The sequence below is a fragment of the Phenylobacterium parvum genome, from assembly GCF_003150835.1.
GTDB lineage: Bacteria > Pseudomonadota > Alphaproteobacteria > Caulobacterales > Caulobacteraceae > Phenylobacterium > Phenylobacterium parvum.
This window is the reverse complement of sequence record NZ_CP029479.1, coordinates 1,529,934-1,554,117: the sequence shown is the minus strand read 5'-3', so window position 1 is coordinate 1,554,117 and position 24,184 is coordinate 1,529,934. Positions and strand designations below refer to the sequence as shown.

Genomic DNA, 24,184 nt, shown 5'->3' with positions numbered 1-24,184 from the left:
GGCCGGGGCTAGTCCCGGGGGCAGGCGCGCAGGACCATGCCCCTGGGCAGGCGCACGGAGCCGACGGCGCAGGCGGCGTCTAGCTGCTCCTGCCGGAGGTTGCGGACGCCCCCAAGGTCGACCCCGTAGAAAACGACGCCCCGCAGGCTGGCGCCCTCGAAGTCGGCTCCCGCGAAGCTGGCGCCCCGGATCCGGGCGCCGTCCAGCCGTATGTCCTTCATGCGCGCACCGTCGAAGTCGGCGCCGGTGATCTCGGCGTCGCTGAGGTCGCTTCGGGACAGATCCGAGCCGCTGAAGTCAGCCCCCAGGAGGCGGACCTGGCGCAGGTCCGCTCCGATGAGGGCTGAGCCCGAGAAATCCGCACCGAGGAAGTGGGCGCCGACAAGGGCCCGCCCGGACAGGTCGCAGCCGACACAGGGACCGCCGAAGCTTACGGCGCGGGGAATATCCTTGCCGCCCAGCAGGACCAGGGCCTGAGCGCCGAGGGGAAGGGCCAGGACGCCGGCGGAAAGCAGGATGGACACGCTCCGGGCGAAGCGGCTCGATACAGACGCGGACATCGGCGGGTCATGACGCCGCAAGGCCTGTCCCGCCACTTAAATTGCTGTAACTGTGAGTGGAAATCGCCTCTGCGGGAGCTGAATGATGAGCCTGCGTCCTCCCCGCCTCGGGCAGGGTTCTGATCCGGGTCGTGACACCGGTCTGAGCGTTCTCGAGGCCGAGATGATGTCCGAGGCCGCCGCCGCCCTGGGGCGCGCCGGGAGCCGCGCGGAGGCGGCCCTTTCCCGGCTGACCGACCCTGAAGCCCTGGAGCGCGAAGGACGCGACGCCCTTCTGAAGGCGGCGGCCGAGGCGGTCTGGAGCCTCTTCATCCAGCGTGAGTCCTGCGGGCTGCGGGACCAGAGGCAGGTGATCACCGACCTGGGAATTCCCCGGGCCGTGCTGGTGCGTCTGGGTGCTCGCTAGTGGACAGAACCTGACGTTGTAGACCCCTTTGGGTAGACCCCTTGGGGACGGCTCGGTGAGGGTCCGCTTGCGGATGCCGAGCCAAAGGTGAGATTCGACCCGAAGCGGTCATTGTCAGCCGCGTGCAGCTAACTAAATGTCCGGGGTGGCGAGCAAAACTGGAGGCGTCGTGAGCGATCCGGAACAGGCAATAGCGAACCCGTTCAGAAACATCGAAGCGAAGACAGGGTCGTCGATTGGCGAGATGCGCACGGCGGTATTCGCGGCGGGCCACGATCTTAACCCCTCGACAGGTGACCGCCCATGATCAAGCCGACCTCGACTGTTGCGAGCAAGCCGGACCGTTCTCCTCGTCCGTGGGCGATTGCGCTCGCCGGCGCATTGGTGCTGGCCGGCGGGGCCGTCGCCGCCGTCTCGGCCCTGGCGGAGCCCTCAGCCCCACCCAACGCGCCGTTCCGGATCGAGGAAATCGCCGACCTCGACCAGCCCTGGGCCATGACCTTCCTGCCCGACGGCCGCATGTTGATCACCGAGAAGGCTGGCCAGCTGTTAATGCTCTCAGCAGACGGCAAACAGCGGAAGGCCGTGACCGGCGTCCCCGCCGTGACATCCCAGGGACAGGGCGGACTGATGGATGTCGTGCTTCACCCCCGGTTCGCCAAGAACCGGATGGTTTACTTCAGCTATTCGGAAGCCGCCGGGAAGGACTCAAGCGTGGTCCTGGCGCGCGGCGTGTTCAAAGACGGAGACGCCCCGTCGCTACGCAACGTGCAGGCGCTTTTCCGAGGCCCCAAGTATGACGCGAAGGCGGGCCACTATTCTGGCCGCATCGCATTCTCGCCCGAGGGCAAGCTGTTGTTCGCCGTCGGTGATCGCCAGCAGTGGGACGGTTTCCAGCGCACGGAGCCGCAGGATATCAAAATCCTCTCAGGCAAGGTTCTGCGCCTCAACGACGACGGCACGCCGGCAGCTGGCAATCCCCTGGCGGCGCGCGGCGGTGATCCCGCCATCTGGACCTATGGCCACCGCAACCTCCTCGGCCTGGCGTTCGACGCAAACGGCAACCTGTGGGAGCAGGAGATGGGCCCTCTGGGCGGCGACGAGGTCAATCTGATCCTGCCCGGCCGCAACTACGGATGGCCGGTCGTCTCCAATGGCGACAACTACCCGCGCCCGCCGACCAATGGGGCGGCGATCCCGGATCATCGCCCTGGCGACGGCTTTGAAGCGCCGAAGGTCTGGTGGAATCCCGCCATATCGCCCGCGGGTATGATGGTCTACTCCGGCAAGCTCTGGCCGCAGTGGCGCGGCGATATCTTCATCGGCGGTCTGTCCAGTCGGAGTCTGGTCAGGGTCGATGTCAACGGACCCGAGGTCACGAAGGGCGACCAGTTCGCGCTGGGTTCGCGCATTCGCGAGCCGGAGGAGGGGCCTGACGGCTCAATCTATCTTCTCACCGATGGCCTGCGCGGCTCCGACGGGATGCTGGTGAAGCTGACGCCCAAGAAGTGACACAAGGGGCTGTCCAGGAGTGACGCCTGGCGCACAGCGGACTGGCCCGACCTTGAGCTTTACCGAGCGGAAGCGGGAAGGTCTGCTCACGGGTGGAACGCCCAAGCGGCCGCGAAGTGATCTGGCTCAATTGATGCAGAGCCGTCAGCCGGCGAGGTCGCCCTCGGCGCGGACGCCGCAGGTGTCGCAGATGAGGTCTGCCCCCTTTCGCACCAGGGCCGTGTCGCCGCAGTCCGGGCAGACGTCGGCGTCCCTGCGCAGTCCCCCAAGCGCGCCGCGCTCCTGCGCCGTCGGCAGGAAGACGAGGTTGTCGGGCGCCGCCCCCCGGGAGAACCCGCGGGAAATGAGCCGTGACGCGGGCTGGGGTTCGGGATCCTCCAGGGGCTGGCCATCGGCGGCTCCGCGGCCCAGGCCGTCCGCGTTCAACTCGCCATCGGCGTTCGCCAGGTCGTTGCGGCCGAGATAGGAGATGCCGAGCTCGCGGAAAATGTAGTCCAGGATCGAGGTCGCGGAGCGGACGGCGTCATTGCCGGTCACCTGTCCAGCCGGCTCGAAGCGGGTGAAGACGAAGGCGTCTACGAACTCATCGAGGGGCACGCCGTACTGGAGGCCCAGCGAGACCGAGACCGCGAAGTTGTTCATCAGCGACCGGAAGGCGGCGCCCTCCTTGTGCATGTCGATGAAGATCTCACCGAGTTCGCCATCGTCGTATTCGCCGGTGTGGAGATAGACCTTGTGGCCGCCCACCGAGGCCTTCTGGATGTAGCCTTTGCGGCGGTCCGGAAGCTTGCGGCGCGTTGGCGGGCGTTCGACCTCGATGTGGCGCTCGATGATCCGTTCCTCGACGATGCGCTCGCCGGCGGAGGGCGGAGGCTCTGCGGCCCGGGGCGCCTCGCGCTCCGCAATGGGCGGCAGGTGGAGGGGCAGGGGACGCAGGCGGACCTGCAGCACGGTTCCTGGCGCCTCAGGCAGGGCCGCAAGCAGGTCCTCGACCCCGGCGCCTGAGGCGGCGTCGATGGCGATGACAGGGGGCAGGGCCAGGTGGGAGGCGAGTGCAGAAGCCATGGCCAGTCGCGCGGCCGGCCCTGCCTCTGCGCCGACGGTGAAGACCGCCGCCTGGGCTTCGCTCAGGCCGGGCAGGTCCGAGAGGCGGCCCGCACCGGCGAGGGCGGCGTCGGCCTGGGCGATCTGGTCCGGGCTGAAACCCATCCGGACCGCCAGGTCCAGCGCCGGGTCGGCGAACTCCGCCTCTGAGAGTCCCAGGACATCCGACAGGAAGCCCGGGTCGATCACCTGCGGCGACAGGGCGTCGGAAAGCCGCCCGGCGAAGGGCAGGGCGGATTCGACGGCCGCGATCTCGTGGTCTGTGAAACCCCGGGACTCCAGGGCTGCGCGGTCGATCCCGGGCAGGCCCGTCAGGTCCCGGGCGCCCAGGGCGTGCAGCCGCGCCGTCGACGGGTCCAGGCCCAGGAGATGGAGGGCCCGCAGTGCGGGACCTGACAGGGTCCGCATCAGGACACCGTCCGAGGTCTCGATCTCCAGGACTACGCCCGGCGAGGGCGCCCCTGACGGGTCGGCGCCGCCAAGGCGGAGGGCGAGTTCGGGGTCCTCGAAGAGGGCGAGGCCCACATCAAGTCCCTCCGGCAGGGCCCGGCGCGCGCGCTTGAAAATCGCCCTGGCGGCCTTGCGTGCGGCGTCGGAGTCATAGGCGAGGCCCTGGGCCAACAGCCAGTCTCCCAGTCCGGCAAGGGCGATCCGGCCCGGCTTTCCGGAGGCGGAGAGGGCCAGGGCCAGGTCGGCGACGGCCTTGCCGAAGGCGGTCGCGTCGAAATCTTCCCCAAGTCCGAAGGCGCAGAGGCTGACGGCGCCGCGCACGCCGGGGACAGCAGAGACCAGCGCCTTGGCGGTGTCGGCGCTGTCCGCCAGGCCGACGCCAGAGGTGACAAGGCGGCTCAGCCCCGGGGCAGGCTTTTGTGTGGTCAGGACCCGCCGCAGTCGGTCCTCCGAGGCTTCGGGGAGGGTCGCCGTCCAGGTCGTCCGTCCGGCCTGTGCAAGCTCGAGGGCCTCGCTGACCAGGGGCTCAGGCGCCCCAGACGCAAGGGCGCGCTCAATGGCGCGGGCGAGGCCCGGATTGTCCGAGGGGGAGGCGCAGGCTGCAGCATCCCCCTCGCACCGGGAGACGGCGTCCAGGACACCCTGCATCGCAGCAGAGGCCTTGAGCGCGACGGAATGGGCAAGACGTTCGCCTCTTTGGGTTGCCGCCAGGGCTTCAAGTCGGGCCGCAAGGCCGGGGTCGTCAGCGTCGAGGACCTCCGGCGCGGCGGCGCCCGGCCGGCCGATCGCCGCGGCGGCGTTCAGCATCAGGGCCAACAGGCGGTCCCGGAATCCGGAATCGGCTCCCCGTCCGCCCGTCTGGCTCCGGCCGGAAAGCTGGGTGGCGATGCGTGTGGCCAGGCCCTCGATCGCGGCTCCAAGGTCTTCGGCCCCATCCAGGACCTCGATCCAGGCCTCGGTCTGGGCGTCTGTCCAGCCGACCGGCGCGATCACCTCTGCGCATCGGTCCCGCAGTTCGACCTGTCGGGGCTCAAGAACGGGCGGGGTCTGCATGAATACGGCCTCCAGTCGCGTGAGGTTAGGGCGGGCGGGGGGAGGCGGCAACAGATGTTGCGGTTCCTCGGGCGGGCATCCACAACATGTTGGGGGCGTCTCGTCGCTGGACGCTGGGAGCCGCCCGACCTATAGTCCGCCCGCGTTGAAGCTGAGTGGACCTGGACAGGCGTGCTGAAAGCGATCTTCACCTGGTGGAACGGCGCCACGATCGGCGCGGGTTTCCATATCAAGCGCCGCGGCGCCCTTGTCGGCCAGGACGACTATGGCAACCGCTATTTCGAGGCGCGGGACGCCCGGGACTCCTACGACGGCCGCCGTCGGCGCTGGGTGATCTACAAGGGGTATCCCGACGCCTCCAAGGTTCCCGCCGAGTGGCACGGCTGGCTTCACTACACCTTTGACGAGCCTCCGACCGTCGCACCGCTGACCCGCCGGTCCTGGGAGAAGGACCACCTGCCGAACCTGACCGGCACGGTCCACGCCTGGCGGCCCAAGGGGTCCATCGCCCGCGGCGGCGAGCGCGCCCGCGCCGCAGGCGACTACGAGGCCTGGCGGCCCGAATAGGATGACCGGGCGACCGCAGACCCGGGTCTTCGCCGCCGTCCTCCTGGCGTCGGCAGCCCTTCTGGGGCCCGCCGGCCTGGCCCCTGCGCAGCAGGCTCCGGCCTCACAGGACGCCGGCGCCCCGCCTGCTCCCGCGCCTGAAGCCCCTGCGCCCATCGCCCCCGTGATCGAGGAGGAGGCGCCCCCGGCGGTGGTCGAGGCGCCGCCTCCGGCCGTGACCCCGCCCGTTCCCGCCTCCCAGGTCGCGCCGGCCGAACCGCCCGAGCGCCAGGTCGCCGAGCGTCCTGTCGAGAGCGTGAAGAAGCGAGAGCGCTTCGACGTCGCCGTCCTCCAGGCGGTCGACAAGGTGACGGCGGAAACGATCCGCTTCGAGGCCCCGGTCGGCCAGCCCGTGCGCTACAAGTCCCTGATCCTGACGGTCCGGGCCTGCGAGCGGACGGCGGCGGATGAGCCGGCCGAGGACTCCATCGCCTACCTGACCGTCGACTCCCAGCCGAGGCCTCAGGCCGGGCGCCCGGCGCCGGGCGGGCGACAGGTGTTCCGGGGTTGGATCTACGCCTCGTCACCGGGCCTCAATGGCCCCGAGCATCCGGTCTACGACACCTGGCTGATCACCTGCAGGACTTCCGCTCCGCTCAGGACCGCAGGAGCCCCGATCACGCCCTCGACCTCCAGCGCCCCGGCCAGCCGCTCCAGGTAGGCCGGACGGGGGATCTCCTCGGCCCCCAGGCTGGCCAGGTGGTCGGTGAGGAACTGAGCGTCCAGCAGCCGGAACCCACCCCGGACCAGGTGCGCCGCCAGGTGGGCCAGGGCGACCTTGGAGGCGTCGGTCTCTACCGAGAACATGCTTTCGCCGAAGAAGGCCCCCCGCAGGCTGACCCCAAACAGGCCGCCGGCCAGCCGGCCCTCGCGCCAGGCCTCCACCGAATGGGCCGAGCCCGAGGCGTGCATCTCCAGGTACATGCGCCTCAGGGCGGGATTGATCCATGCGCCCGGCCGCTCGGGCCTTGCGCAGGCGTCAAGGACCTCGGGGAAGGCGGAATTGACCCGCACCACGAAGCGGTCCTGCCGCACGGTGCGCAGGAGCCGCCTGGGAAGTCTCAGGCCCTGAAGGGGAAAGACGCCCCGGAAGTCGGGCTCGACCAGGAAGACCGCTGGATCATCAGCGGCCTGCGCCATGGGAAAGACGCCGCGGGCGTAGAAGTCCAGTGCAGGGTGGCGGCGCGAAGGGCGGCTCACCGGGCCTCCGACTGATCCTTCAGCCAGCGTTCAAGCCAGTGGATGGTGTAGTCGCCCATCAGGAAGTCTGGCTGCAGTAGGAGGTCCTGGAAGAGCGGGATGGTGGTCTCAACCCCGCTCACGACCATCTCACCCAGGCAACGGCTGAGACGGGCGATGCACTCCTCGCGGTCCCGGCCATGGACGATCAACTTGCCGATCAGGCTGTCGTAGTAGGGCGGGATGACGTAGCCGGCGTAGATAGCGCTGTCGAGGCGCACGCCCAGTCCGCCCGGGGCGTGGAAATCCGAGATGAGGCCAGGCGAAGGGGTGAAGGTCCGCGGGTTCTCGGCATTGATCCGGCACTCGATGGCGTGGCCCTCGAACACGATGTCCTTCTGCGAGAAGGACAGGGGCAGGCCGGCGGCGATGCGGATCTGCTCGCGGACCAGGTCGATGCCGGTGATGGCTTCGGTGACCGGGTGCTCCACCTGCAGGCGGGTGTTCATCTCAATGAAAAAGAACTCGCCGTTCTCATAAAGAAACTCGATCGTGCCCACGCCGAGATAGCCGATCCTGCGGATGGCCTCGACGACGACGTTCCCGATCTTCGCCCGCGCGGCGGCGTCGATGACCGGCGACGGGGCCTCTTCCAGAACCTTCTGGTGGCGGCGCTGGAGGGAGCAGTCGCGCTCGCCCAGGTGGCACACATTGCCGAAGCGGTCGGCGATCACCTGCAGTTCGATGTGGCGCGGCCCCTGGAGGTAACGCTCCATGTAGATGGCGTCATCGCCGAAGGCGGCCTTGGCCTCGGCCCGGGCGGTTGAGACGGCCTCGGCGAGGTCCTCCTCGGTGCGGGCCACCTTCATGCCCCGTCCGCCGCCGCCGGCTGCAGCCTTGATCAGCACCGGGAACCCGATCTCCCGGGCGGCGGCGAAGGCCTCCTCCTCGGTGGTCACGGCGCCGTCCGAGCCCGGGACCACCGGGATGCCAGCGTCCCTCACCGCCTGCTTGGCGGTGATCTTGTCGCCCATCATGGTGATGTGTTCGGGCAGGGGACCGATGAAGGTGAAGCCGTGGGCGTTCACGATCTCGGCGAAGCGGGCGTTCTCCGAGAGGAAGCCATAGCCGGGATGAATGGCCTGGGCGCCTGTGATCTCGGCCGCGGCGATGATGGAGGGGATGTTGAGATAGCTCTTCGCGGCCGAGGCCGGGCCGATGCAGACGCTCTCATCCGCCAGGCGCACCCACATGGCGCCGGCGTCCGCCTCGGAATGAACGGCGACCGTCGCGATGCCCATCTCCTTGCAGGCGCGGTGCACCCGCAGGGCGATCTCGCCCCGGTTGGCGATCAGGATCTTGTCGAACATGGCCTAACCGATGATCGCGAGGGGTTCGCCGAACTCGACCGGCTGGCCGTTGACGGCCAGGATCTCCAGCACCTTCCCGGCCCGGGGGGCGGGAATGGGGTTCATGGTCTTCATGGCCTCGACGATCATCAGGGTCTGGCCCTCGCTGACCGTGTCTCCGACCTTGATGAAGGACGGGGCGTCGGGCTGGGGCTGCAGGTAGACGGTGCCGACCATCGGCGACTTCACCGCGTCTCCCGCCGCCACGGCCGGGGCGGCCGCGGCCGCCGGGGCCTCTGCGACAGGCGCGGCGACGACCGGCGCGGGCAGGGGGGCGGCGACGGCGACGGACGCTGCGGCGGTCAGGGTGCGCGCCACCCGGATGCGGAGCCCGTCATGCTCGACCTCGATCTCGGAGAGCCCCGTATCATTCAGGATGCCGGCCAGACGGCGGACAAGACGTGCATCGATCTGTTCGGCGGGAGCCTTCGGACTGGACGGCATTTGGGGATCCTGTGCTTCGTCGTCTCGGCGACCGCTCAGGGCGGACGTCCTGACCTTTTATCGAACCGGAGCCGGCGCGAACACGGGGAGCACCCCCGCCCCGGACACATCGGCGTGATGCCGAAGGCCGGTCCCCGCCGACTGCCCTCCGACCGGTGCAGACTCACCGAAACCGGATTCGGCATCTTGTAACGGGGGGCGGCTGGGGTCACAAGCAGGGCCATGAACCTGACCCTGGTCCTGAACGGCGAGCGCCGCATCATGGAGGCGGTCCGCACGGTCGCCGAACTGGTCGCCGCCCTGGGCCTCGACGCGCGGAAGGTCGCGGTCGAGCGCAACCTGGAGATCGTGCCCCGCTCGGCCTACGGGCGGACCGAACTGGCCGAGGGCGACCAGGTCGAAATCGTCCACTTCATTGGCGGAGGCTGAAATGTCCGGTGAGACCGCATCTTCCGGAACGGCCCCGGACACCTGGACGGTCGCTGGCCGCACCTTTCGCTCGCGGCTGATCGTCGGCACCGGCAAGTACGCCGACTACGCCCAGAACGCCGCCGCTGCCGAGGCGGCCGGGGCCGAGATCGTCACCGTGGCCCTGCGCCGGGTCAACCTGTCCGACACATCGAAGCCCATGCTGGCTGATTTCGTGAAGCCGGAGCGCTTCACCTACCTGCCCAACACCGCAGGCTGCTACACCGGTGAGGATGCCGTGCGCACCCTGCGGCTGGCCCGGGAGGCTGGCGGCTGGGACCTGGTCAAGCTGGAGGTCCTGTCCGAGACGCCTCACCTCCTGCCGGACATGGAGGAGACCCTTCGGGCCCTGAAGATGCTGGTCGCCGACGGTTTCCAGGTGATGGTCTACTGCAGTGACGATCCGGTCTACGCCCGCAAGCTGGAGGACGCCGGCGCCGCTGCCATCATGCCGGCGGCGGCCCCGATCGGGTCGGGTCGCGGCATCCAGAACGCCCTCAACCTCGGCCTGATCCTCGAACAATCCCGGGTGCCGGTTCTGGTGGACGCCGGGGTGGGGACGGCTTCGGACGCTGTGATCGCCATGGAGATGGGCTGCGACGCCGTCCTGATGAACACCGCCATCGCCGAAGCCAAAGATCCGATCCGAATGGCCGACGCCATGAAGCACGCGGTCATCGCCGGCCGGCAGGCCTTCCTGGCCGGACGGATGGCCGAGCGCCGCTACGGGGATCCCTCCTCACCCCTTGCCGGGCGGATCTGATCGGCCACGGTCAGGCCTGGAGTACTCGCGGGGGAAGTCGGGCGCGCCTATATCTGCGGCCCCGGTGTTTTTCAGGACGCCCGCCATGAAACTTCCTATCGGCAGACCCTGGTTCGGCCCACGCAGGTTCGGCTTCGGTGTCACGCCCGTCACGGGGCAGGGCTGGGCCTGCGTCGGCCTCTATGTCCTGGCCATGGCTGTCACCCCGACCCTCATGGGGCGCGACCTGAGGGGGGGCGAGGCTCTGGGGACCCTGGGGGTGCTCCTGGGGTGCACCGTCCTCCTGCTGGTCGTGACCTGGCTCAAGATGGACAGGACCAAGCCCCTGCGCTGGCGCTGGGGCGAGGACTGAAGCGCTAGCCGGCCATCACCCGGGCGACGTCAAGCTGGGGGTCGAGGCCCACGGCGCGCATGAGCTCCGCCCGCCCGGGTCCGGCCTTGGGCGGGTAGACCCCGGCCTTGGCGACGCGGGGCGTCATCCAGTGCAGGAGGACCTTGGCGAGGTTGCCCGGGCGCTTGAGCCAGTCGGCCGGCGGCTCCAGCATGTGGAAACCCCGCAGGGCGGCGCGCAGCAGGTCGGGGTCGGAGCGAACCGCAATGGCCACGCCGTCCTCGGCGAAGCTCTTCAGGATGCGGCTGCGCAGGGAGGGACGGTGGTTGGGGTCCAGGGCCTGCCGGGCCCGGCGGACGGCGGCCCGGTCGTCCTTCTGCATGGCGTCGAAGAAGGGATGGATCTCGCGCTTCAGGCCCGCCTCGTAGGCGACGATGCGGCCGGCGGGATCCGCGGTCGAGTCCAGGGCGCTGCGCAGCAGGGTCGCGCTGACCGCCGCAAAGGCGCAGCCCCGGCCATAGAGGGGATTGGTGCGGATCAGGCTGTCCCCGACCGGGAAGAAGCCGGTCACCGCCGCCTGGCCGCCAGGCGCCAGAGTGCGCCAGCGGCTCTTGAGGTCGCCCATGCCGAAGACCTTGCTGACCGCATCGGTGCGGTCCGGCTCCAGCCAGGGACGCATGCCGGGAATCTCCCGGCAGATGCCGTCGAAGATCTCGGGATTGACGATGGTCTTGCGGATCTCGAGCTCGATCTCCGGCACGCAGAGGGTGATCGAAAAGCAGCCGTTGTCCGCCGGGAAGACCCCGAACTTGATGAAGCCCAGGTCCCCGGTCGACGGCGCGCCGCCCCGGGGCGGCTCGACCTGGCCAGGCTTCAGCCGGTAGTGGCGGGTGAAGTAGAGGATGCCGGCGTCCTCGGCGGTCTCCCCGACGGGGGCGCCCATGTCGGCCAGCTGCTCGAAGCAGGAAGAGGTCCGGCCGCCGGCATCGACCACCAGGTCCGCCGTCACGGTCTCGCCGCTACGCAGGCGGACCCCCGTGACCCGGACCGGCGTCTCGCCAGACGCCGCCAGCCCCTCCACGAAGCACTCGCTGCGGATCTCGACATTGGGCATGGCCTCGACATAGCGCCGGATGACCAGCTCGAGCGTCGTGCGGCGGCTGGTCAGGACGACCAGGTCCGCGTCCTCCGGGCGGGGCGTCCAGCGCTTGCGATGGCGATCGGTCAGCATGCCGTCGAGGCCCAGTTCGCGGCAGCCGGCGGCGCCAAGGGCTGCGAGAAGGGCGGGGTGCTCGTCGCGGATGATGCCCCTTAGGCGGGCGAGGAAGGCATGGCTGTGCCGCAGGTGGGTGACGCCCCTGTGGGCCCAGTCGTTGAACGCGGCGTCCGCGTCGCCCTCGGGGGGCGGCGGATCGCGGTCGAGCAGGATGACCCTGCGCCCGGTCGGGGCGAGGGCCAGGGCGGTCCAGAGGCCGGCCATGCCGGCTCCGATGACGGCGACGGTCTCGGTCATTCTATCCAGGCCTCTTGAGGGGTCCGCGCCGGGCGTCCTCGATGGCGGCCTTGAGGGCCTCCAGGTCGGCGCCGGGGATCATCCGGTCGCCGACGATGAAGGCCGGCGTACCCTCGATGCGCAGGTTCTGGGCCAGCTGGCGGGTGTCGGCCAGCTGGCGGGTGATGGCTTCATCGCGCAGGGCCGCGGAAATCGCGTCGGCCCGTATGCCCGCCGCCGCGGACAGGCGCATGATGGCGGTCTCGTTGAGGGTCTTCTCCTCCATGAGGGCTTCATGGAAGGCCAGGCCGCCCGCCCGCCCCGCAGGGGTCAGGGCCGCCCGTGCGGCGAGGTCTGAGGCGCCGCCAAAGATCGGGAATTCCTTGAGGACCAGCCGGATATCGGGGTTCCCGCGCACCATGGCGGCGAGCTCGGGGGCGATGTTCTTGCAGTAGCCGCACCGGTAATCGAAGAACTCAACCACGGTGATCTTCCCGTTTGGGTTGAAGACCACATCGCGGGGGTCGCGCTCCAGGGCCGCCCGGTTAGAGGCGATGGCCTTGCGGGCCTCCTCGGACTGCTGGACGAGCTTCTTTTCCTGCAGCTTCGTCGCCATCTCCTCGAGAAGCTCGGGATTCGCGAGGAGGTAGCTGCGGAGAGGATCGCCGAGGACGGCGTCAAAGGCCTTCTTGCACCCGCCGAGGAACAGGGCGCAGGACAGGAGGGCGGCGAGGGGAGCGGCTTTCATGGGCGCAACATAGGGGGGATGGCGGCGGTGTGAAGTCCTAGCCGCCTCGTCGGGCCCGGATCACCTGGGGGTCATTCTCGGTCGCCAGGACGATGTCATTGGCCCGGCGCCATTCCGGCGTATTCCGCTCCAGGAGATCCCGGGCCCGAAGGGCGAAGATCAGGGCCTGGCGCTTGTCGCCCTCGATGTAGTTGTACTCGGCCGTGGCGTAGCGGGCGAGGCCGTCCCGCTTGCGGGCGTCGTAGGCCTGGGCCAGCAGGCGCCAGGCCACCGAGTTCTCGTCGTCCTGGTTCAGGGCGGTCTTCAGCTCGCGGATCCCCTCGTCGACCTTGGTCTCCTCCGGCAGGGCGATCAGGGTCTGGCCCAGGTTCACGCGCAGGAGCGGGGCGTTGGGCTTGAGGGTGACCGAGCGCCTCTGGGGCGCCTCGGCTTCGGCGGTGCGTCCGAACTCGAAGAGGATCTGGCCCTTGAGTTCCCAGAGGTAAGGGTTTTCCGGCTGCTCGGCGAGCAGGGCGTCGATCAGCTTGAGGGCCCGGTCGGGCTCCTTCAGCTGGTACTGGGCGATGGCGCAGGCGTAGCGGGTCGGATAGTCCGCCTTGGGCTCCGCGCATTTCACGATCGCCACGCCGGGATTGATGAAGCCCTGCAGCTTGGCCTTCATGATCGTGTGCCGCCGGACGCTCTCCGGATCATCCGGCGCATCGACATGCGACATCTGCTCGACCCGGGCGCGCAGGGCCTCGATCCGGCTCGAGCTCAGGGGGTGGCTGCGGAAATAGCCGAAGCGGCGCGCCTCGGCGAACACCTCCTGGTAGCGAAAGTTGTCGAAGAAGGTCACCAGGCCGCGGCCCGAGAGGCCCGCCGCCTCAAGGTAGGAGGCACCCGCCTGGTCGGCGCGGCTTTCCTGCTCGCGGCTGTAGCCCATGGCGCCGAGGGCCCCGAAGAAGCTGGCGTTCGACGCCAGGACCGCACCGGCCTCGACATTGCCGGCGAGGGCCGCCAGGACGCCGAGGCCCATGGTCAGCAGGAAGGGCCTGAGGCCCGCCTGGGACATCTCGCCGGACCGCGCCGAGTGGCCGCCGGCCAGGTGGGCGACCTCGTGGGCGATGACGCCCTGGAGCTCGTTGGGCGACTTGGATTCCAGGATTAGGCCGGTGAAGACGGCCATCACCCCGGGTCCGGCGAAGGCGTTCAGGTCCCGCGACCCGATCAGGAGGATGCGGATCGACTTCGATTCCAGGCCCGCTGCGCGGAACAGGGGCTCGGAGTCGAGCCGCAGGGTCTCCTCGATCTCGGTGTCCCGGATCAGGGACATAGGCTCGGAGGACTGGGCCCGGGCCGGTGCGGGGCCAAGGAGGGGGGCCAGGGCGGCGACCAGGCAAAGTGCCGTGGCGGCTCCCTTCCTGAGGTGCGCAAGGCGACGGCCGCCCATGGCGTATCTCCTGATGGTGCGCCCCGCCCCGGGGTGAACCTAGCCCGTCAGCCCCGACGCCACCAGCCCTTGCGCGGCTGGGACGGCGGCGTGCTGATCTCGGCCGGATCCGGTTCGCGTGGTGCGGGCGGCTCCGGCTGGGGCTCGGGTTCAGCCGCCGTGACCGGTTCTTGCGCCGGCTCCGCCGGAGCGGGGGCGACCTCGGCAGCCGCTTCCGGCGCAGCCTCAGCCGCCGGCTCGGCGACGCGGGCCCGCGAGCGCCGGGCCCGGGGGGCCTTGGCCGGCGGTTCCGGCGTCTCGGCCTCAGCGGCGGGCGCCTCGACCTCGGCTACGGCCTCAACTCCAACCTCTGGCTCCGGAGCGGCCTCTGCACCCTCCGCCTCAACGGCGACGGCCTCTGCACCCTCGTCCTCCCCGCGGCGACCGCGACCCCGTGTGCGGCGCGCGCGGCGCGGCTTCTCGGGTTCAGCCTCGGGCAGCTCCACCCAGATGTCGACCTCGGGCGTCTCGGGCGCCGCCAGGGGCGGCTCGGCGACGGCGGCGTCGGCAGGGCGCGGCTCGGGCGCGCGACGACCGTCCTGCGAGGGATCGAACCAGATGAAGGGGTCGTCCTCGTAGGGCACCCAGGGCCGGGTCCAGGCATAGGCGTCGGCCGGACGGCCCTCGTCCCGTGACCGTCGTCCCCCCCGGCGTCCGCGCCGACGGCGACGACCGCCCTGACCATCGTCCTCGTCATCAGTCCGGGCTTCGCGCGCTTCCTCCGCGCCCTCGGGCGCAGCGGCGCGGGGCTCGCCATCCCGGCGACCGCGGCGGCGACGGCGGCGGCCGCGGCGATCGCCCCGGTCCTCACGGCCCTCGTCATCACGATCCGCCCGGGCGTCGCCCCGGTCGTCCTCGTCTTCGTCTTCGTCGTCGGCGTCGCTGGGATCGATCTCTTCGTCGTCCTCGGCCTCATCCTCGTCGACCAGGTCCAGGTCGTCGTCGTCCGGAACGTAGGGCTCCAGCGGCTTGCGCGACGAGGGAATGTCGGAGGGCCGAGCCTCGTCGGAGGTGCGCTCCAGAACGAACTCGGCATGGGGCAGGGCCTCATCCACCACCACGGCGACGAAGACTCCCTGGTCGGCATGTAGCCGTGCGAGATGGCCGCGCTTTTCGTTCAGGATGTAGAGGGCCACGGGGCGCGGCGCCCGCAGGGTGACCTCGCCGGCGCCCTTCAGCGCCTCCATCTCGACCGCGCGCAGGGCGCCCAGGGCGGCGGACTCGATGGACCGCACCCTGCCGGTTCCCGCGCAATGCTCGCAGACGTGGGTGGTGCCTTCCAGCAGGCTGGAGCGCCGGCGCTGGCGCGACAGTTCCATCAGGCCGAAGCTGGAGATGCGGCCGACCTGGATGCGCGCGCGATCGTCCTTGAGGGCGTCCTTCAGCTTTTTCTCGACGGCGCGATTGTTCTTCGACTCATCCATGTCGATGAAGTCGATCACCACCAGGCCGGCGAGGTCGCGGAGCCGGAGCTGCCGGGCGGTTTCCTCGGCGGCCTCCAGGTTGGTTCGCAGGGCCGTGGCCTCGACGTTCCGCTCGCGTGTCGCCCGCCCGGAGTTGACGTCGACGGCCACGAGGGCCTCGGTCTGGTTGATCACCAGGTAGCCGCCGGACTTCAGCGGCACCACCGGCGAGTAGATCTGCGCCAGGTGATCCTCGACCCGGTGCTTGACGAACAGGGGCGTGGGCTCCCGGTAGGCCTGCACCTTGCGGGCCTGGGAGGGCATCAGCATCCGCATGAACTCGCGGGCCTCGCGGAAGCCGGCCTCGCCCTCGACCAGGACCTCGTCGATGTCCTTGTCGTACAGGTCGCGGATGGTCCGCTTCACCAGGTCCTCCTCCTCATAGATCAGGGAGGGGGCGACCGAATGCAGGGTGGTCTCGCGGATGTTCTCCCACAGCCGCAGGAGATAGTCGTAGTCGCGCTTGATCTCGGCCTTGGTGCGCTTGGCGCCGGCGGTGCGGACGATCAGGCCCATGCCTTCCGGCACGTCCAGGCCCTGGACCACCGACTTCAGGCGCTTGCGGTCCGTGGCCGAGGTGATCTTGCGCGAGATGCCGCCGCCCCGGGCGGTGTTGGGCATCAGGACGCCGTAGCGGCCGGCCAGGGAGAGATAGGTGGTCAGGGCCGCGCCCTTGTTGCCCCGCTCTTCCTTGACGACCTGCACCAGCATGATCTGCCGGCGGCGGATGACTTCCTGGATCTTGTAGCGGCGCATCAGGCGCCGGCGACGCCGGGCCAGTTCCTGTTCGACGACATCGTCGTCGTCACCGGACAGGGTCTCGGCGGCGTCCTCGCCGTCCTCGTCGGCATCCCGTTCCCGGGGGGCCTCGACCTCATCGTCCTCGTCGTCGGCCGCCGCTTCGGCCATCAGGGCCTCTCGGTCCGCGACGGGGATCTGGTAGTAGTCGGGATGGATCTCGTTGAAGGCGAGGAAGCCGTGCCGGTTGCCGCCGTACTCGATGAAGGCGGCCTGGAGCGAGGGTTCGACCCGCGTCACCTTGGCGAGATAGATGTTTCCCCGGAGCTGTTTGTGGCTCTGGCTCTCGAAGTCGAACTCTTCAACACGATTTCCGTCGATCACCGCCACGCGCGTCTCTTCGGCGTGGGCGGCGTCGATAAGCATCTTCCTTGACATGTAGGTCTCCGAGGCGCGCCTCAGGGCCTTGACCCGGGCTGCGCCGATTGTGGCGAGGACCGCGCAGGAGGTCGCACCGCGCGTAGAGAACGCGGGTTCCGACCGGCCGGGTAATGGCTCGAGCTGCGCAGCCCATGGCGTTTTTCCAAGTTGCGGACGCTCACCGTCCGCAGCGGGAGCCTTCCGTCTGCCGGGCGCAGGGCCACGGGCAGGCCGTCAAAGGCCACGATGTCCGACCGCACCGCAGTGCGTCCGGAACCGCTCAATTGCAGCAAAATCCTCTCGGGCGCCAGCAAAAGATAGGCGCAGGCGTCTCAGGGATTGGCCTTAACGATTTCACTACGCCCTTGCGTTATCCTTACCAGAACCCGCAGCAGGCGGGAGAAACGGACGAAGTCTTCGTGGTGCGGATGTCTTTCAGGCGGTGGATCGGCGCTTTCCTCCTGGCGGTGGCCGGTAGCGTGCTTGTCCTTGCGCCGGCGACAGCCCTGGCCGGAGACCTGAACGCGGTCCGGCTCGGCGGCGACAAAACCGCAACCCGGCTCGTGATCGATCTCTCCGACGAAGCCGCAGGCCGGCTGGTTTCCGAAGCCGGCGGCAAGGTGGTGGTCGCCCTTTCCGGCGCCGAGATCGCCGCGCCCATGCGCGGGGCGGGGCAGGGCCTGGTCCGGGGCTGGAGCGTCGCGCCCCAGGCCGGCGGAGCCCGCCTGACCATCGAGGTCGCCGAAGGCGTGCAGGTCCGTCGCCGCTTCCTCCTTCCCCCCGGTGATGGCGCGCCGGGCTATCGCTATGTCATCGACCTGGCGCCCGCCGCCGCGCGATCGGCCTCTGCGCCGGCTGGAGCCCAGCTGACCTCGCTCAAGACGCCGCCCCCCGCCGCGGCGGTCCGCAAGGGCGCCCGGTCCAAGGCGGATGCCCGCCGGATCGTGGTGATCGACGCCGGGCATGGGGGCAAGGATCCCGGCGCCATCGGCGGCGATCGCCAGGAAAAGGACCTGACCCTCGCGGCGGCCCTCAGCCTCCGCGACCGCCTTGAGCGGACAGGACGCTATCGCGTCGTCCTGACCCGCGATCGCGACATCTACGTGCCCCTGGACGCCCGGGTCCAGATCGCCCGCAAGGCGAACGCCGATCTCTTCATCTCCCTGCACGCCGACTCCGGACCTGACGAGTCGGTTCGCGGCGCCAGCGTCTACACCCTGGCCGACCGCGCCGTGGGGCGCTCGGCCCGCCTGGTCACCCGCGACGACTGGTTCATGAAGGCCGGCTATCATTCCGACCAGAGCGTTTCGGGCATCCTCTTCGACCTCACCCAGAGGGCCACCAAGAACCGGTCGGCGACCTTCGCCCAGCTTCTCCTTGACGAGGTGGGTGACGAACTGGCCCTGCTGCGCCGCAGTCACCGGGAGGCCGGTCTTGCCGTCCTGCTGGCGCCGGACGTACCCGCCGTGCTCCTCGAGATGGGCTTCATCACCAATCCCGACGACCAGGCCTTCCTGGCCGACCCCGCCTCACGAGGCCGGCTGGTGGCGGCCGTCGCCTCGGCCATCGAGACCTACTTCCGGAACGACCTGAGGGTTGCGACCCGATAGTCCCGGCGCCGCCAGAATCCGGCTTCCCCTTTTCGGAAACGCGCCCTAGACGAGGAGGCTGGCGGGCGCGTGGGCGGCTCGCGGAGGCGTGTCTGACGTGCAGTCCCCAAGAAGATGGCTGGCCATTGCTGGGGTGACCCTGCTCAGCCTGGTGGCGGTCGGGGGACTCGCCATCGCCATCTATACGGCCTGGTTGTTCCACGACCTTCCTGACGCCCGTGACCTGACGGATTACCGGCCGCCGACATCAACCCGCGCCTATGCCTGGGACGGCACATTGATCGGTGAGTTCAGCCGGGAACGTCGGATCTTCGTCCCGTATGACAGCATTCCCTCGCACCTCGCCCTGGCTTTCCTGGCTTCCGAGGACAAGTCCTTCTTCAAGCACAAGGGCGTCGACCCTGCCGGCCTGGCGCGGGCCCTCGGCCGGGCCATTCCCAGCCTCATCCAGGGGCGTCGGCTGCAGGGCGGCTCCACCATCACCCAGCAGGTGGCCAAGAACGTCCTCCTGACCAATGACATGACGCTGGGCCGGAAGTTCAAGGAAGCCCTGATCGCGCGGCGGCTTGAGGAGACGCTCACCAAGCAGCAGATCCTCGAGCTCTACCTGAACGAGATCTGGCTGGGATACCGGTCGTTCGGCGTCGGCGCCGCCGCCTACAATTATTTCGGCAAGTCACTGAACGAGCTGACCCTCTCGGAGGCGGCCTACCTCGCCGCCCTCCCGAAGGGGCCGGACAACTACCACCCGACCCGTCGTAAGGCCCAGGCCATCGCCCGCCGAAACTGGGTGCTGGACCAGATGGCCGAGATGCACTGGATCACTGCGGCCGACGCGGCCCGGGCCAAGGCCGAGGACCTGGTCGTCCAGGCGGCGCCGGCGCGCACGCGCTACCGCGACGCTGACTACTTCGTCGAGGAGGTCCGCCGGCAGGGCCGGGCCGCCCTGGGCGACAAGCTGGACGCTGGCGGCCTCTATGTCCGCACTACGCTGGATCCCGCCCTGCAGTCCCATGCCCTCCGAGCTCTCATGAGCGGCCTGGAGACCTATGACCGGCGTCACGGATGGCGAGGCGCCTTCGCCCGGACCACCTACGGGCCGGGCTGGGAAACCGCCGCCGCCGGTTTCCGCGCGCCCTCCGAGCGACGGGACTGGCGGGTCGCCATCGTCACCGAGGCGACGGGACGCGGGGTGCGGGTCGAGACCCGGACCGACGCCGAGAAGGGCTGGATTGCGCCAGCCGACGTCGCCTGGGCGCGCGCAGGCCGGGGCCTGAACGCCGGCGACCTTGTCTTTGTCGAGCGCCAGGGGGCCGGATTCCGTCTCCGCCAGGTCCCGGCGGTCAATGGGGCCCTGGTGGTGGTGGAACCCAACACCGGCCGGGTGCTGGCCCTCGTCGGGGGCTATTCCTTCTCCCTCTCGAGCTTCAACCGCGCCACCCAGGCCAAGCGCCAGCCAGGCTCGACCTTCAAGCCCTTCGTCTACGCCACGGCGCTTGAGAACGGATACACCCCGGCCAGTACGGTCCTGGACTCGGCCATCACCCTGGCCGGCAGGGACGGCGAGGCCTGGTCGCCCGAGAACTATTCCCGCTCCTATTTCGGCGCCATGCAGCTGCGCCGAGGCCTGGAGCTGTCGCGCAACACCATGACTGTCCGCCTGGCGCAGGGCGTCGGCATGAAGAAGGTCCGCGACACCGCCATCCGCATGGGGGTGACATCCCGCATGGAGCCCGTCCTGGCCATGGCCCTGGGCGCTGGCGAGACCACCCCGCTGAAGATCACCACCGCCTACGCCGCATTTGCGAATGGCGGGCGTCGCGTGGAACCCCACCTGATCGAACTGGTGCAGGATCCCAAGGGCGAGACGGTGCTGAAGGCGGACCGGCGCGATTGCCCCCGATGCAGCGCCGCCTTCACGGGCGCGGAGAGCCCCCGGATCTCCCCCAAGGGCGAGCAGGTCCTGGATCCGATCACCGCCTACCAGATCACCTCCATGCTCCAGGGCGTGGTGCAGCGCGGGACCGCCGCCTCGGTCTCTTCGCTCGGCTTCCCGATTGCGGGCAAGACCGGCACCACCAACGATTACCGGTCGGCCTGGTTCATCGGCTACACGCCGCAGATGGTGGTGGGCGTGTTCGTCGGCTTTGACGACAACCGTAGCCTGGGCGAGGGCGAGAGCGGCACCCAGGCGGCCGTGCCCATCTTCATCGACTTCATGCAGGGCGCTTCGAAGTCCCTTCCGAAGACCGACTTCAAGGCGCCGAAGAACGCCAAGTTCGCCACCATCAACGGCGTTCGGGAGGCGTTCCGGCCGGGGACAGAGCCCAAAGTCGTCGCGCCGCCGCCGAACCTGAACCCTTCCGGCCTGCCTTCCGGCCCCGTGCCCTACGAACAGCTGAACCGGCAGCCGGGAGATGGCGCTACGCCTGCCCAGCGTCCGGACGACATGAGCGGATTGTATTAGGGGCGGGACCGCGCTACTCCCGCCCGCCGAGTTCAGGAGTAACCCCATGAGAGCGGATGTCGAGGCTGCCAAGGCCGACATCGAGCAGTCGATCGCACTGCTCAGGAGGCGACTTTGACTGGGATGTCGCCCTCCGGAAACTGCATGAACTGAATGCCCGGGTCGAGGATCCCACCCTGTGGGACCGACCGGATGAGGCCCAGGCGGTCAGTCGCGAGCGCTCGCGCCTTGCGGCCTCCGTGGACGCCGTCACCGGCCTTGAGCGGGACCTGGCCGACGCCATCGGCTATGCCGAGCTGGCCGACGAGGAAGGCGATGAGGCCACCCTCGAGGAGGCTCGCGGACAGCTGAAGGCCATCCGCGAACGGGCCGCGCGCGCCGAGCTCGAGGCCCTGCTGTCGGGCGAGGCGGATGGAAATGACGCCTTCCTGGAAGTCAATTCCGGGGCCGGCGGAACGGAGTCCTGCGACTGGGCCGGCATGCTGCTGCGTATGTACACCCGCTGGGCCAACGCCCACGGCATGAGCGTGGAGTTCCTGGAAGAGACCCCCGGCGAACAGGCGGGGATCAAGTCGGTGACCCTCCAGATCAAGGGTCCCAACGCCTACGGATGGCTGAAGACCGAGGCCGGCGTCCATCGCCTGGTGCGTATCTCGCCCTTCGACGCGGCGGCCAAGCGCCACACCAGCTTCGCTTCGGTCTGGGTCTATCCGGTGGTCGACGACACCATCGTCATCGAGATCAATCCTTCGGACGTCCGGACGGACACCTACCGGGCCTCGGGCGCCGGCGGCCAGCACATCAACAAGACAGACTCAGCCGTTCGGCTGACCCACATCCCGACCGGCGTGGTCGTGGCCTGCCAGATGGGCCGCTCGCAGCACCAGAACCGCGATGAGGCCTGGCGCATGCTGCGGGCGAGGCTCTATGAGCTGGAGCTGCAGAAGCGGGAGGCCGAGGCCCAGGCCCTGCAGGAGCAAAAGACCGACATCGGCTGGGGCCACCAGATCCGATCCTACGTCCTGCAGCCCTACCAGATGGTCAAGGACCTGCGCACCCAGGTGGAGACGTCCGATACCCAGGGCGTCCTGGACGGCGATCTCGACGCCTTCATGGGCGCCAGCCTGGCCCAGAGGGTGGGGGTCACCCGCGAGGGCTGAGGTTCTGGAGGCTGTTCCCTTCAGATTTGAGTGTCGGGCGACATGTCTTCTGCGGGGAGCGATCGCCGCGCCCTTGGGCTCGCGGTTCACCGCCGGGCCACCCTCCCTGACGCGATCGTGTTTCGATCCGATCACCAGTTCCGACGGATCGGAACAGGATCTAGGTCGCCGGGGTCGTGGCGGGGGCAGGCGACGGTGCGACCGCCGCCTTGGGACGCTGGAGCTTGATGCTGCGGCCTTCGAACGAGGCGCCGGGCTCGATCGCCAGTTGTTCGGCGGTGATGTCACCCTCCACGCAGGCAGAGCTGAACAGTCGCACCTGCTTGGCGATGATGGCGCCGACCACCCGCCCACGGACCTCGGCGGTCTCGGCTGCGACCTGGCCTTCGATCCGGCCCGTCTCGCCGATAGTGAGCCGCTCGACCCGGACATCGCCGCGCACCAGGCCGTCGATCTGGACTTCGCTGTCGCTCTGGATCGAGCCCTCGACGACCAGGTTCTGGGCAAGGAGGGAGGCCGGGCGGGCGCGGTTCCGCGCGGCAGGCTCGGTCGCCGGCGCCAAGGTGGGCTCGGAAACGGGTGCGTTGGGGCGGCTATCCGGCTTGGGGGCTGGCTTGCTGAACATGTTCACCTGCGCGGATGAAGCGGTGGGGATTGACGGCCCGGCCGTTGAGCCAGATCTCGTAATGCAGATGGGGACCCGTCGAGCGTCCGGTGTTTCCCAGGGCGCCAACCCGTTGTCCGACCGCGATGCGCTGTCCCGGCGTCACGGAGATGGCCGAGAGATGGGCGTAGCGGGTCTTGAAGCCCCGGCCGTGATCGACCTCGACGGTCTTGCCATAGCCTGACCGGAGGCCGGCATAGGAAACGACGCCCGGGGCCGTGGAGAGGATCGGGGAGCCGAAGCCCGAGACGAAGTCGAGCCCGGAATGGAAGGCGGGGCGGCCCGTAAAGGGATCGAAGCGCACACCGAAGCTGCTCGTCTTGCGGGCGCCGGTTGCCGGTTGGGCGAAGGGCAGGCCCTGGGCCGTCTCTGACAGCGCATTGGCGGCCGAGAGGTTTTCCGCGGCCTTCTGGATCCGCCCGGCGAAGCGCTCATCCACGTCCAGGACGGCGGCCAGGGCGCGAGGATCGCGCGCCTCCAGGAGAGGTCCACCGGAAGCTGCGGCGGAGGCGTAGCCCGAGGGCGCCAGGCCGGCGAGCCGGAAGGCGAGGCGAAGGCGGTCCGCCCGGGTCCGGGCGTAGTCCTCGGCGGCGCCCACCAGGCGTTCCTGGTTGGCCTGCACTGCTGCGATGCGCTCGATGGGATCGGCCTCGGGGTTCGGGGCTCCCTTCAGGGCGGGCGCCAGAGCGGCCATGGCGCCTGGCTCTCCGCGAAGGTCTGTCAGCAGGAGGGCGAGGGCCGCGTGACGCTTCTCGATGGACTCCGCCAGGCCGCCCAGGGAGGCGCCCGAAGCATTCAGTTGGGCCACGGCGCTGTTCAGGCGGGCCTCACGGTCAGCCACCCAGCGCTCGGAGCGGGCCTGCATCTGCGCCAGTTCCTCATCGCTGCGCGACTGGGTGAAGGCGCCCACCAGGATGGCGATGGAAGACGTCGCGAACCAGACCAGGAGGCCCAGGGCGATGGCGGCGAAGATCATCTGCCGGGCGGGGCTCAGGACCACGCCCTTCATCTCTCCTCCGGACCGGAGGTAGAGGTGCCGTTCGGGGAAGAGGGCCTGGATCAGGCCCCGGAGTTGCGCAAGACGCGACATGCTCACCGTGCGGTCAACCGATGGGGACGCAGTTATTGTCCGTTAAGGCCTTGGCTGGCAACCCGCTGATTCGCGGTCGACCGGCGGCAGGCCAGGGCGGGATCAGAGGGCTTGGGCGGCCTTGAGCACCTCGGCGGCGTGGCCGGGAACCTTCACCTTTCTCCAGGCCTTACGGATCACGCCGGAGCCGTCGATCAGGAAGGTGGAGCGGTCGATGCCCATGTATTTCCGCCCGTACATGCTCTTCTCGACCCAGGCACCGAAGGCCTCGATGGTCGCGCCTTCCGGGTCCGAGCCGAGGGGAATGGCGAGGCCGTACTTTGCGGTGAACTTGCCGTGGCTCGCGACGGAGTCCTTCGAGACGCCCAGCACGACGGCGCCGGCGGCGGTGAAATCCGCGGCGAGGGCCGAGAACTCCTGGGCCTCCTTGGTGCAGCCCGAGGTGTCGTCCTTGGGATAGAAGTAGAGGACAAGGGTCTTGCCCGCGAAGTCCGACAGCCGGACCGGGCCACCTTCGCCGGCCATCTCGAAGTCGGGCGCCTTTGCGCCGGCATCCAGTTCCGCCATCTTCAACTC

General features: G+C 69.4%; 22 protein-coding genes. 10 read left to right on the top strand and 12 right to left on the bottom strand.

Features of this window, described 5'->3' with window-relative positions; all coding sequences use genetic code 11:
* Window positions 1-8 precede the first annotated feature (8 nt).
* On the bottom strand, window positions 9-560 hold the full coding sequence (locus HYN04_RS07455) for a pentapeptide repeat-containing protein (RefSeq protein ID WP_110450174.1): 552 nt from the start codon (window positions 558-560) through the stop codon (window positions 9-11).
* Window positions 561-645: 85 nt separating this feature from the next.
* Between HYN04_RS07455 and HYN04_RS07450 the strand changes: the two genes are divergently transcribed.
* Together HYN04_RS07450 and HYN04_RS07445 are read left to right on the top strand one after the other, a co-directional pair.
* Entirely contained in the window at window positions 646-966 is a 321-nt protein-coding gene (locus HYN04_RS07450) for a DUF6665 family protein (protein WP_110451343.1), read from the top strand.
* Window positions 967-1,269: 303 nt separating this feature from the next.
* On the top strand, window positions 1,270-2,478 hold the full coding sequence (locus HYN04_RS07445; RefSeq protein WP_110450173.1) for a PQQ-dependent sugar dehydrogenase: 1,209 nt from the start codon (window positions 1,270-1,272) through the stop codon (window positions 2,476-2,478).
* 144 nt (window positions 2,479-2,622) lie between these two features.
* Here HYN04_RS07445 and HYN04_RS07440 read toward each other — a convergent pair whose 3' ends face one another.
* Window positions 2,623-5,085, bottom strand: coding sequence for a TSCPD domain-containing protein (locus tag HYN04_RS07440; protein ID WP_110450172.1), 2,463 nt, complete (start codon window positions 5,083-5,085; stop codon window positions 2,623-2,625).
* A 171-nt stretch (window positions 5,086-5,256) separates the two neighbouring features.
* Here HYN04_RS07440 and HYN04_RS07435 point away from each other — a divergent pair, with 171 nt between their 5' ends.
* Window positions 5,257-5,652: an NADH:ubiquinone oxidoreductase subunit NDUFA12 gene (locus HYN04_RS07435; RefSeq protein ID WP_110450171.1), complete on the top strand. Its 396-nt coding sequence runs from the start codon at window positions 5,257-5,259 to the stop codon at window positions 5,650-5,652.
* Window position 5,653: 1 nt separating this feature from the next.
* Window positions 5,654-6,352: a DUF2155 domain-containing protein gene (locus HYN04_RS07430; protein ID WP_110450170.1), complete on the top strand. Its 699-nt coding sequence runs from the start codon at window positions 5,654-5,656 to the stop codon at window positions 6,350-6,352.
* On the opposite strand, the gene aat is transcribed toward HYN04_RS07430, so the two are convergent.
* Genes aat through accB form a run of 3 tightly spaced genes read right to left on the bottom strand, consistent with a single transcriptional unit; the run spans window position 6,247 to window position 8,723 of the window.
* On the bottom strand, window positions 6,247-6,891 hold the full coding sequence (aat, locus tag HYN04_RS07425; protein ID WP_241962584.1) for a leucyl/phenylalanyl-tRNA--protein transferase: 645 nt from the start codon (window positions 6,889-6,891) through the stop codon (window positions 6,247-6,249). The genes HYN04_RS07430 and aat overlap by 106 nt on opposite strands.
* Complete coding sequence (accC, locus tag HYN04_RS07420; protein ID WP_110450169.1) at window positions 6,888-8,240, bottom strand: acetyl-CoA carboxylase biotin carboxylase subunit; 1,353 nt, start codon at window positions 8,238-8,240, stop codon at window positions 6,888-6,890. The genes aat and accC overlap by 4 nt, the downstream gene beginning before the upstream one ends.
* Window positions 8,241-8,243: 3 nt before the next feature.
* Entirely contained in the window at window positions 8,244-8,723 is a 480-nt protein-coding gene (accB, locus tag HYN04_RS07415) for an acetyl-CoA carboxylase biotin carboxyl carrier protein (protein WP_110450168.1), read from the bottom strand.
* A 228-nt stretch (window positions 8,724-8,951) separates the two neighbouring features.
* Here accB and thiS point away from each other — a divergent pair, with 228 nt between their 5' ends.
* The 3 genes from thiS to HYN04_RS07400 all read left to right on the top strand — a co-directional run bounded on the left by thiS (window position 8,952) and on the right by HYN04_RS07400 (window position 10,306).
* Window positions 8,952-9,152, top strand: coding sequence for a sulfur carrier protein ThiS (thiS, locus tag HYN04_RS07410; protein ID WP_110451341.1), 201 nt, complete (start codon window positions 8,952-8,954; stop codon window positions 9,150-9,152).
* Between the two features lies 1 nt (window position 9,153).
* Window positions 9,154-9,954 carry a thiazole synthase gene (locus HYN04_RS07405; RefSeq protein WP_110450167.1) on the top strand — a complete coding sequence of 267 codons (801 nt, stop codon included), beginning with the start codon at window positions 9,154-9,156 and terminating at the stop codon, window positions 9,952-9,954.
* Window positions 9,955-10,039: 85 nt separating this feature from the next.
* Window positions 10,040-10,306 carry a hypothetical protein gene (locus tag HYN04_RS07400; RefSeq protein WP_110450166.1) on the top strand — a complete coding sequence of 89 codons (267 nt, stop codon included), beginning with the start codon at window positions 10,040-10,042 and terminating at the stop codon, window positions 10,304-10,306.
* A 4-nt stretch (window positions 10,307-10,310) separates the two neighbouring features.
* Here the strand turns inward: HYN04_RS07400 and HYN04_RS07395 are convergent, their stop codons facing one another.
* The 4 genes from HYN04_RS07395 to HYN04_RS07380 are packed head-to-tail and all read right to left on the bottom strand — an operon-like array spanning window position 10,311 to window position 16,635.
* Window positions 10,311-11,798: an FAD-dependent oxidoreductase gene (locus tag HYN04_RS07395; protein WP_110450165.1), complete on the bottom strand. Its 1,488-nt coding sequence runs from the start codon at window positions 11,796-11,798 to the stop codon at window positions 10,311-10,313.
* 1 nt (window position 11,799) lies between these two features.
* Window positions 11,800-12,525 carry a DsbA family protein gene (locus tag HYN04_RS07390; protein WP_110450164.1) on the bottom strand — a complete coding sequence of 242 codons (726 nt, stop codon included), beginning with the start codon at window positions 12,523-12,525 and terminating at the stop codon, window positions 11,800-11,802.
* 37 nt (window positions 12,526-12,562) lie between these two features.
* A complete protein-coding gene (locus HYN04_RS07385) occupies window positions 12,563-13,957 on the bottom strand; it encodes a M48 family metalloprotease (protein ID WP_110450163.1) in 1,395 nt (464 codons plus the stop codon).
* A gap of 47 nt (window positions 13,958-14,004) precedes the next feature.
* A complete protein-coding gene (locus tag HYN04_RS07380; protein WP_110450162.1) occupies window positions 14,005-16,635 on the bottom strand; it encodes an Rne/Rng family ribonuclease in 2,631 nt (876 codons plus the stop codon).
* Between the two features lie 410 nt (window positions 16,636-17,045).
* On the opposite strand from HYN04_RS07380, the gene HYN04_RS07375 reads away from it, so the two are divergent.
* The 3 genes from HYN04_RS07375 (at window position 17,046) to prfB (ending at window position 21,854) form a co-directional block, all read left to right on the top strand.
* Entirely contained in the window at window positions 17,046-18,227 is a 1,182-nt protein-coding gene (locus tag HYN04_RS07375; protein WP_110450161.1) for an N-acetylmuramoyl-L-alanine amidase family protein, read from the top strand.
* A gap of 97 nt (window positions 18,228-18,324) precedes the next feature.
* A complete protein-coding gene (locus HYN04_RS07370; RefSeq protein WP_199285932.1) occupies window positions 18,325-20,694 on the top strand; it encodes a penicillin-binding protein 1A in 2,370 nt (789 codons plus the stop codon).
* A gap of 46 nt (window positions 20,695-20,740) precedes the next feature.
* A protein-coding gene (prfB, locus tag HYN04_RS07365; protein WP_110450160.1) for a peptide chain release factor 2 occupies window positions 20,741-21,854 on the top strand; the annotation gives its coding sequence in 2 pieces (ribosomal slippage) (window positions 20,741-20,809 and window positions 20,811-21,854; 1,113 coding nt in all).
* Between the two features lie 160 nt (window positions 21,855-22,014).
* Here prfB and HYN04_RS07360 read toward each other — a convergent pair.
* The 3 genes from HYN04_RS07360 to HYN04_RS07350 all read right to left on the bottom strand — a co-directional run bounded on the left by HYN04_RS07360 (window position 22,015) and on the right by HYN04_RS07350 (window position 24,175).
* Window positions 22,015-22,416 (bottom strand): bactofilin family protein, encoded by a 402-nt coding sequence (locus tag HYN04_RS07360; protein ID WP_241962583.1) that lies wholly within the window; start codon window positions 22,414-22,416, stop codon window positions 22,015-22,017.
* Between the two features lie 31 nt (window positions 22,417-22,447).
* Window positions 22,448-23,608, bottom strand: a complete 1,161-nt coding sequence (locus HYN04_RS07355) for a M23 family metallopeptidase (protein WP_422385647.1) — start codon at window positions 23,606-23,608, stop codon at window positions 22,448-22,450.
* Window positions 23,609-23,710: 102 nt separating this feature from the next.
* Window positions 23,711-24,175 (bottom strand): peroxiredoxin, encoded by a 465-nt coding sequence (locus HYN04_RS07350; protein ID WP_110451339.1) that lies wholly within the window; start codon window positions 24,173-24,175, stop codon window positions 23,711-23,713.
* Window positions 24,176-24,184 lie beyond the last annotated feature (9 nt).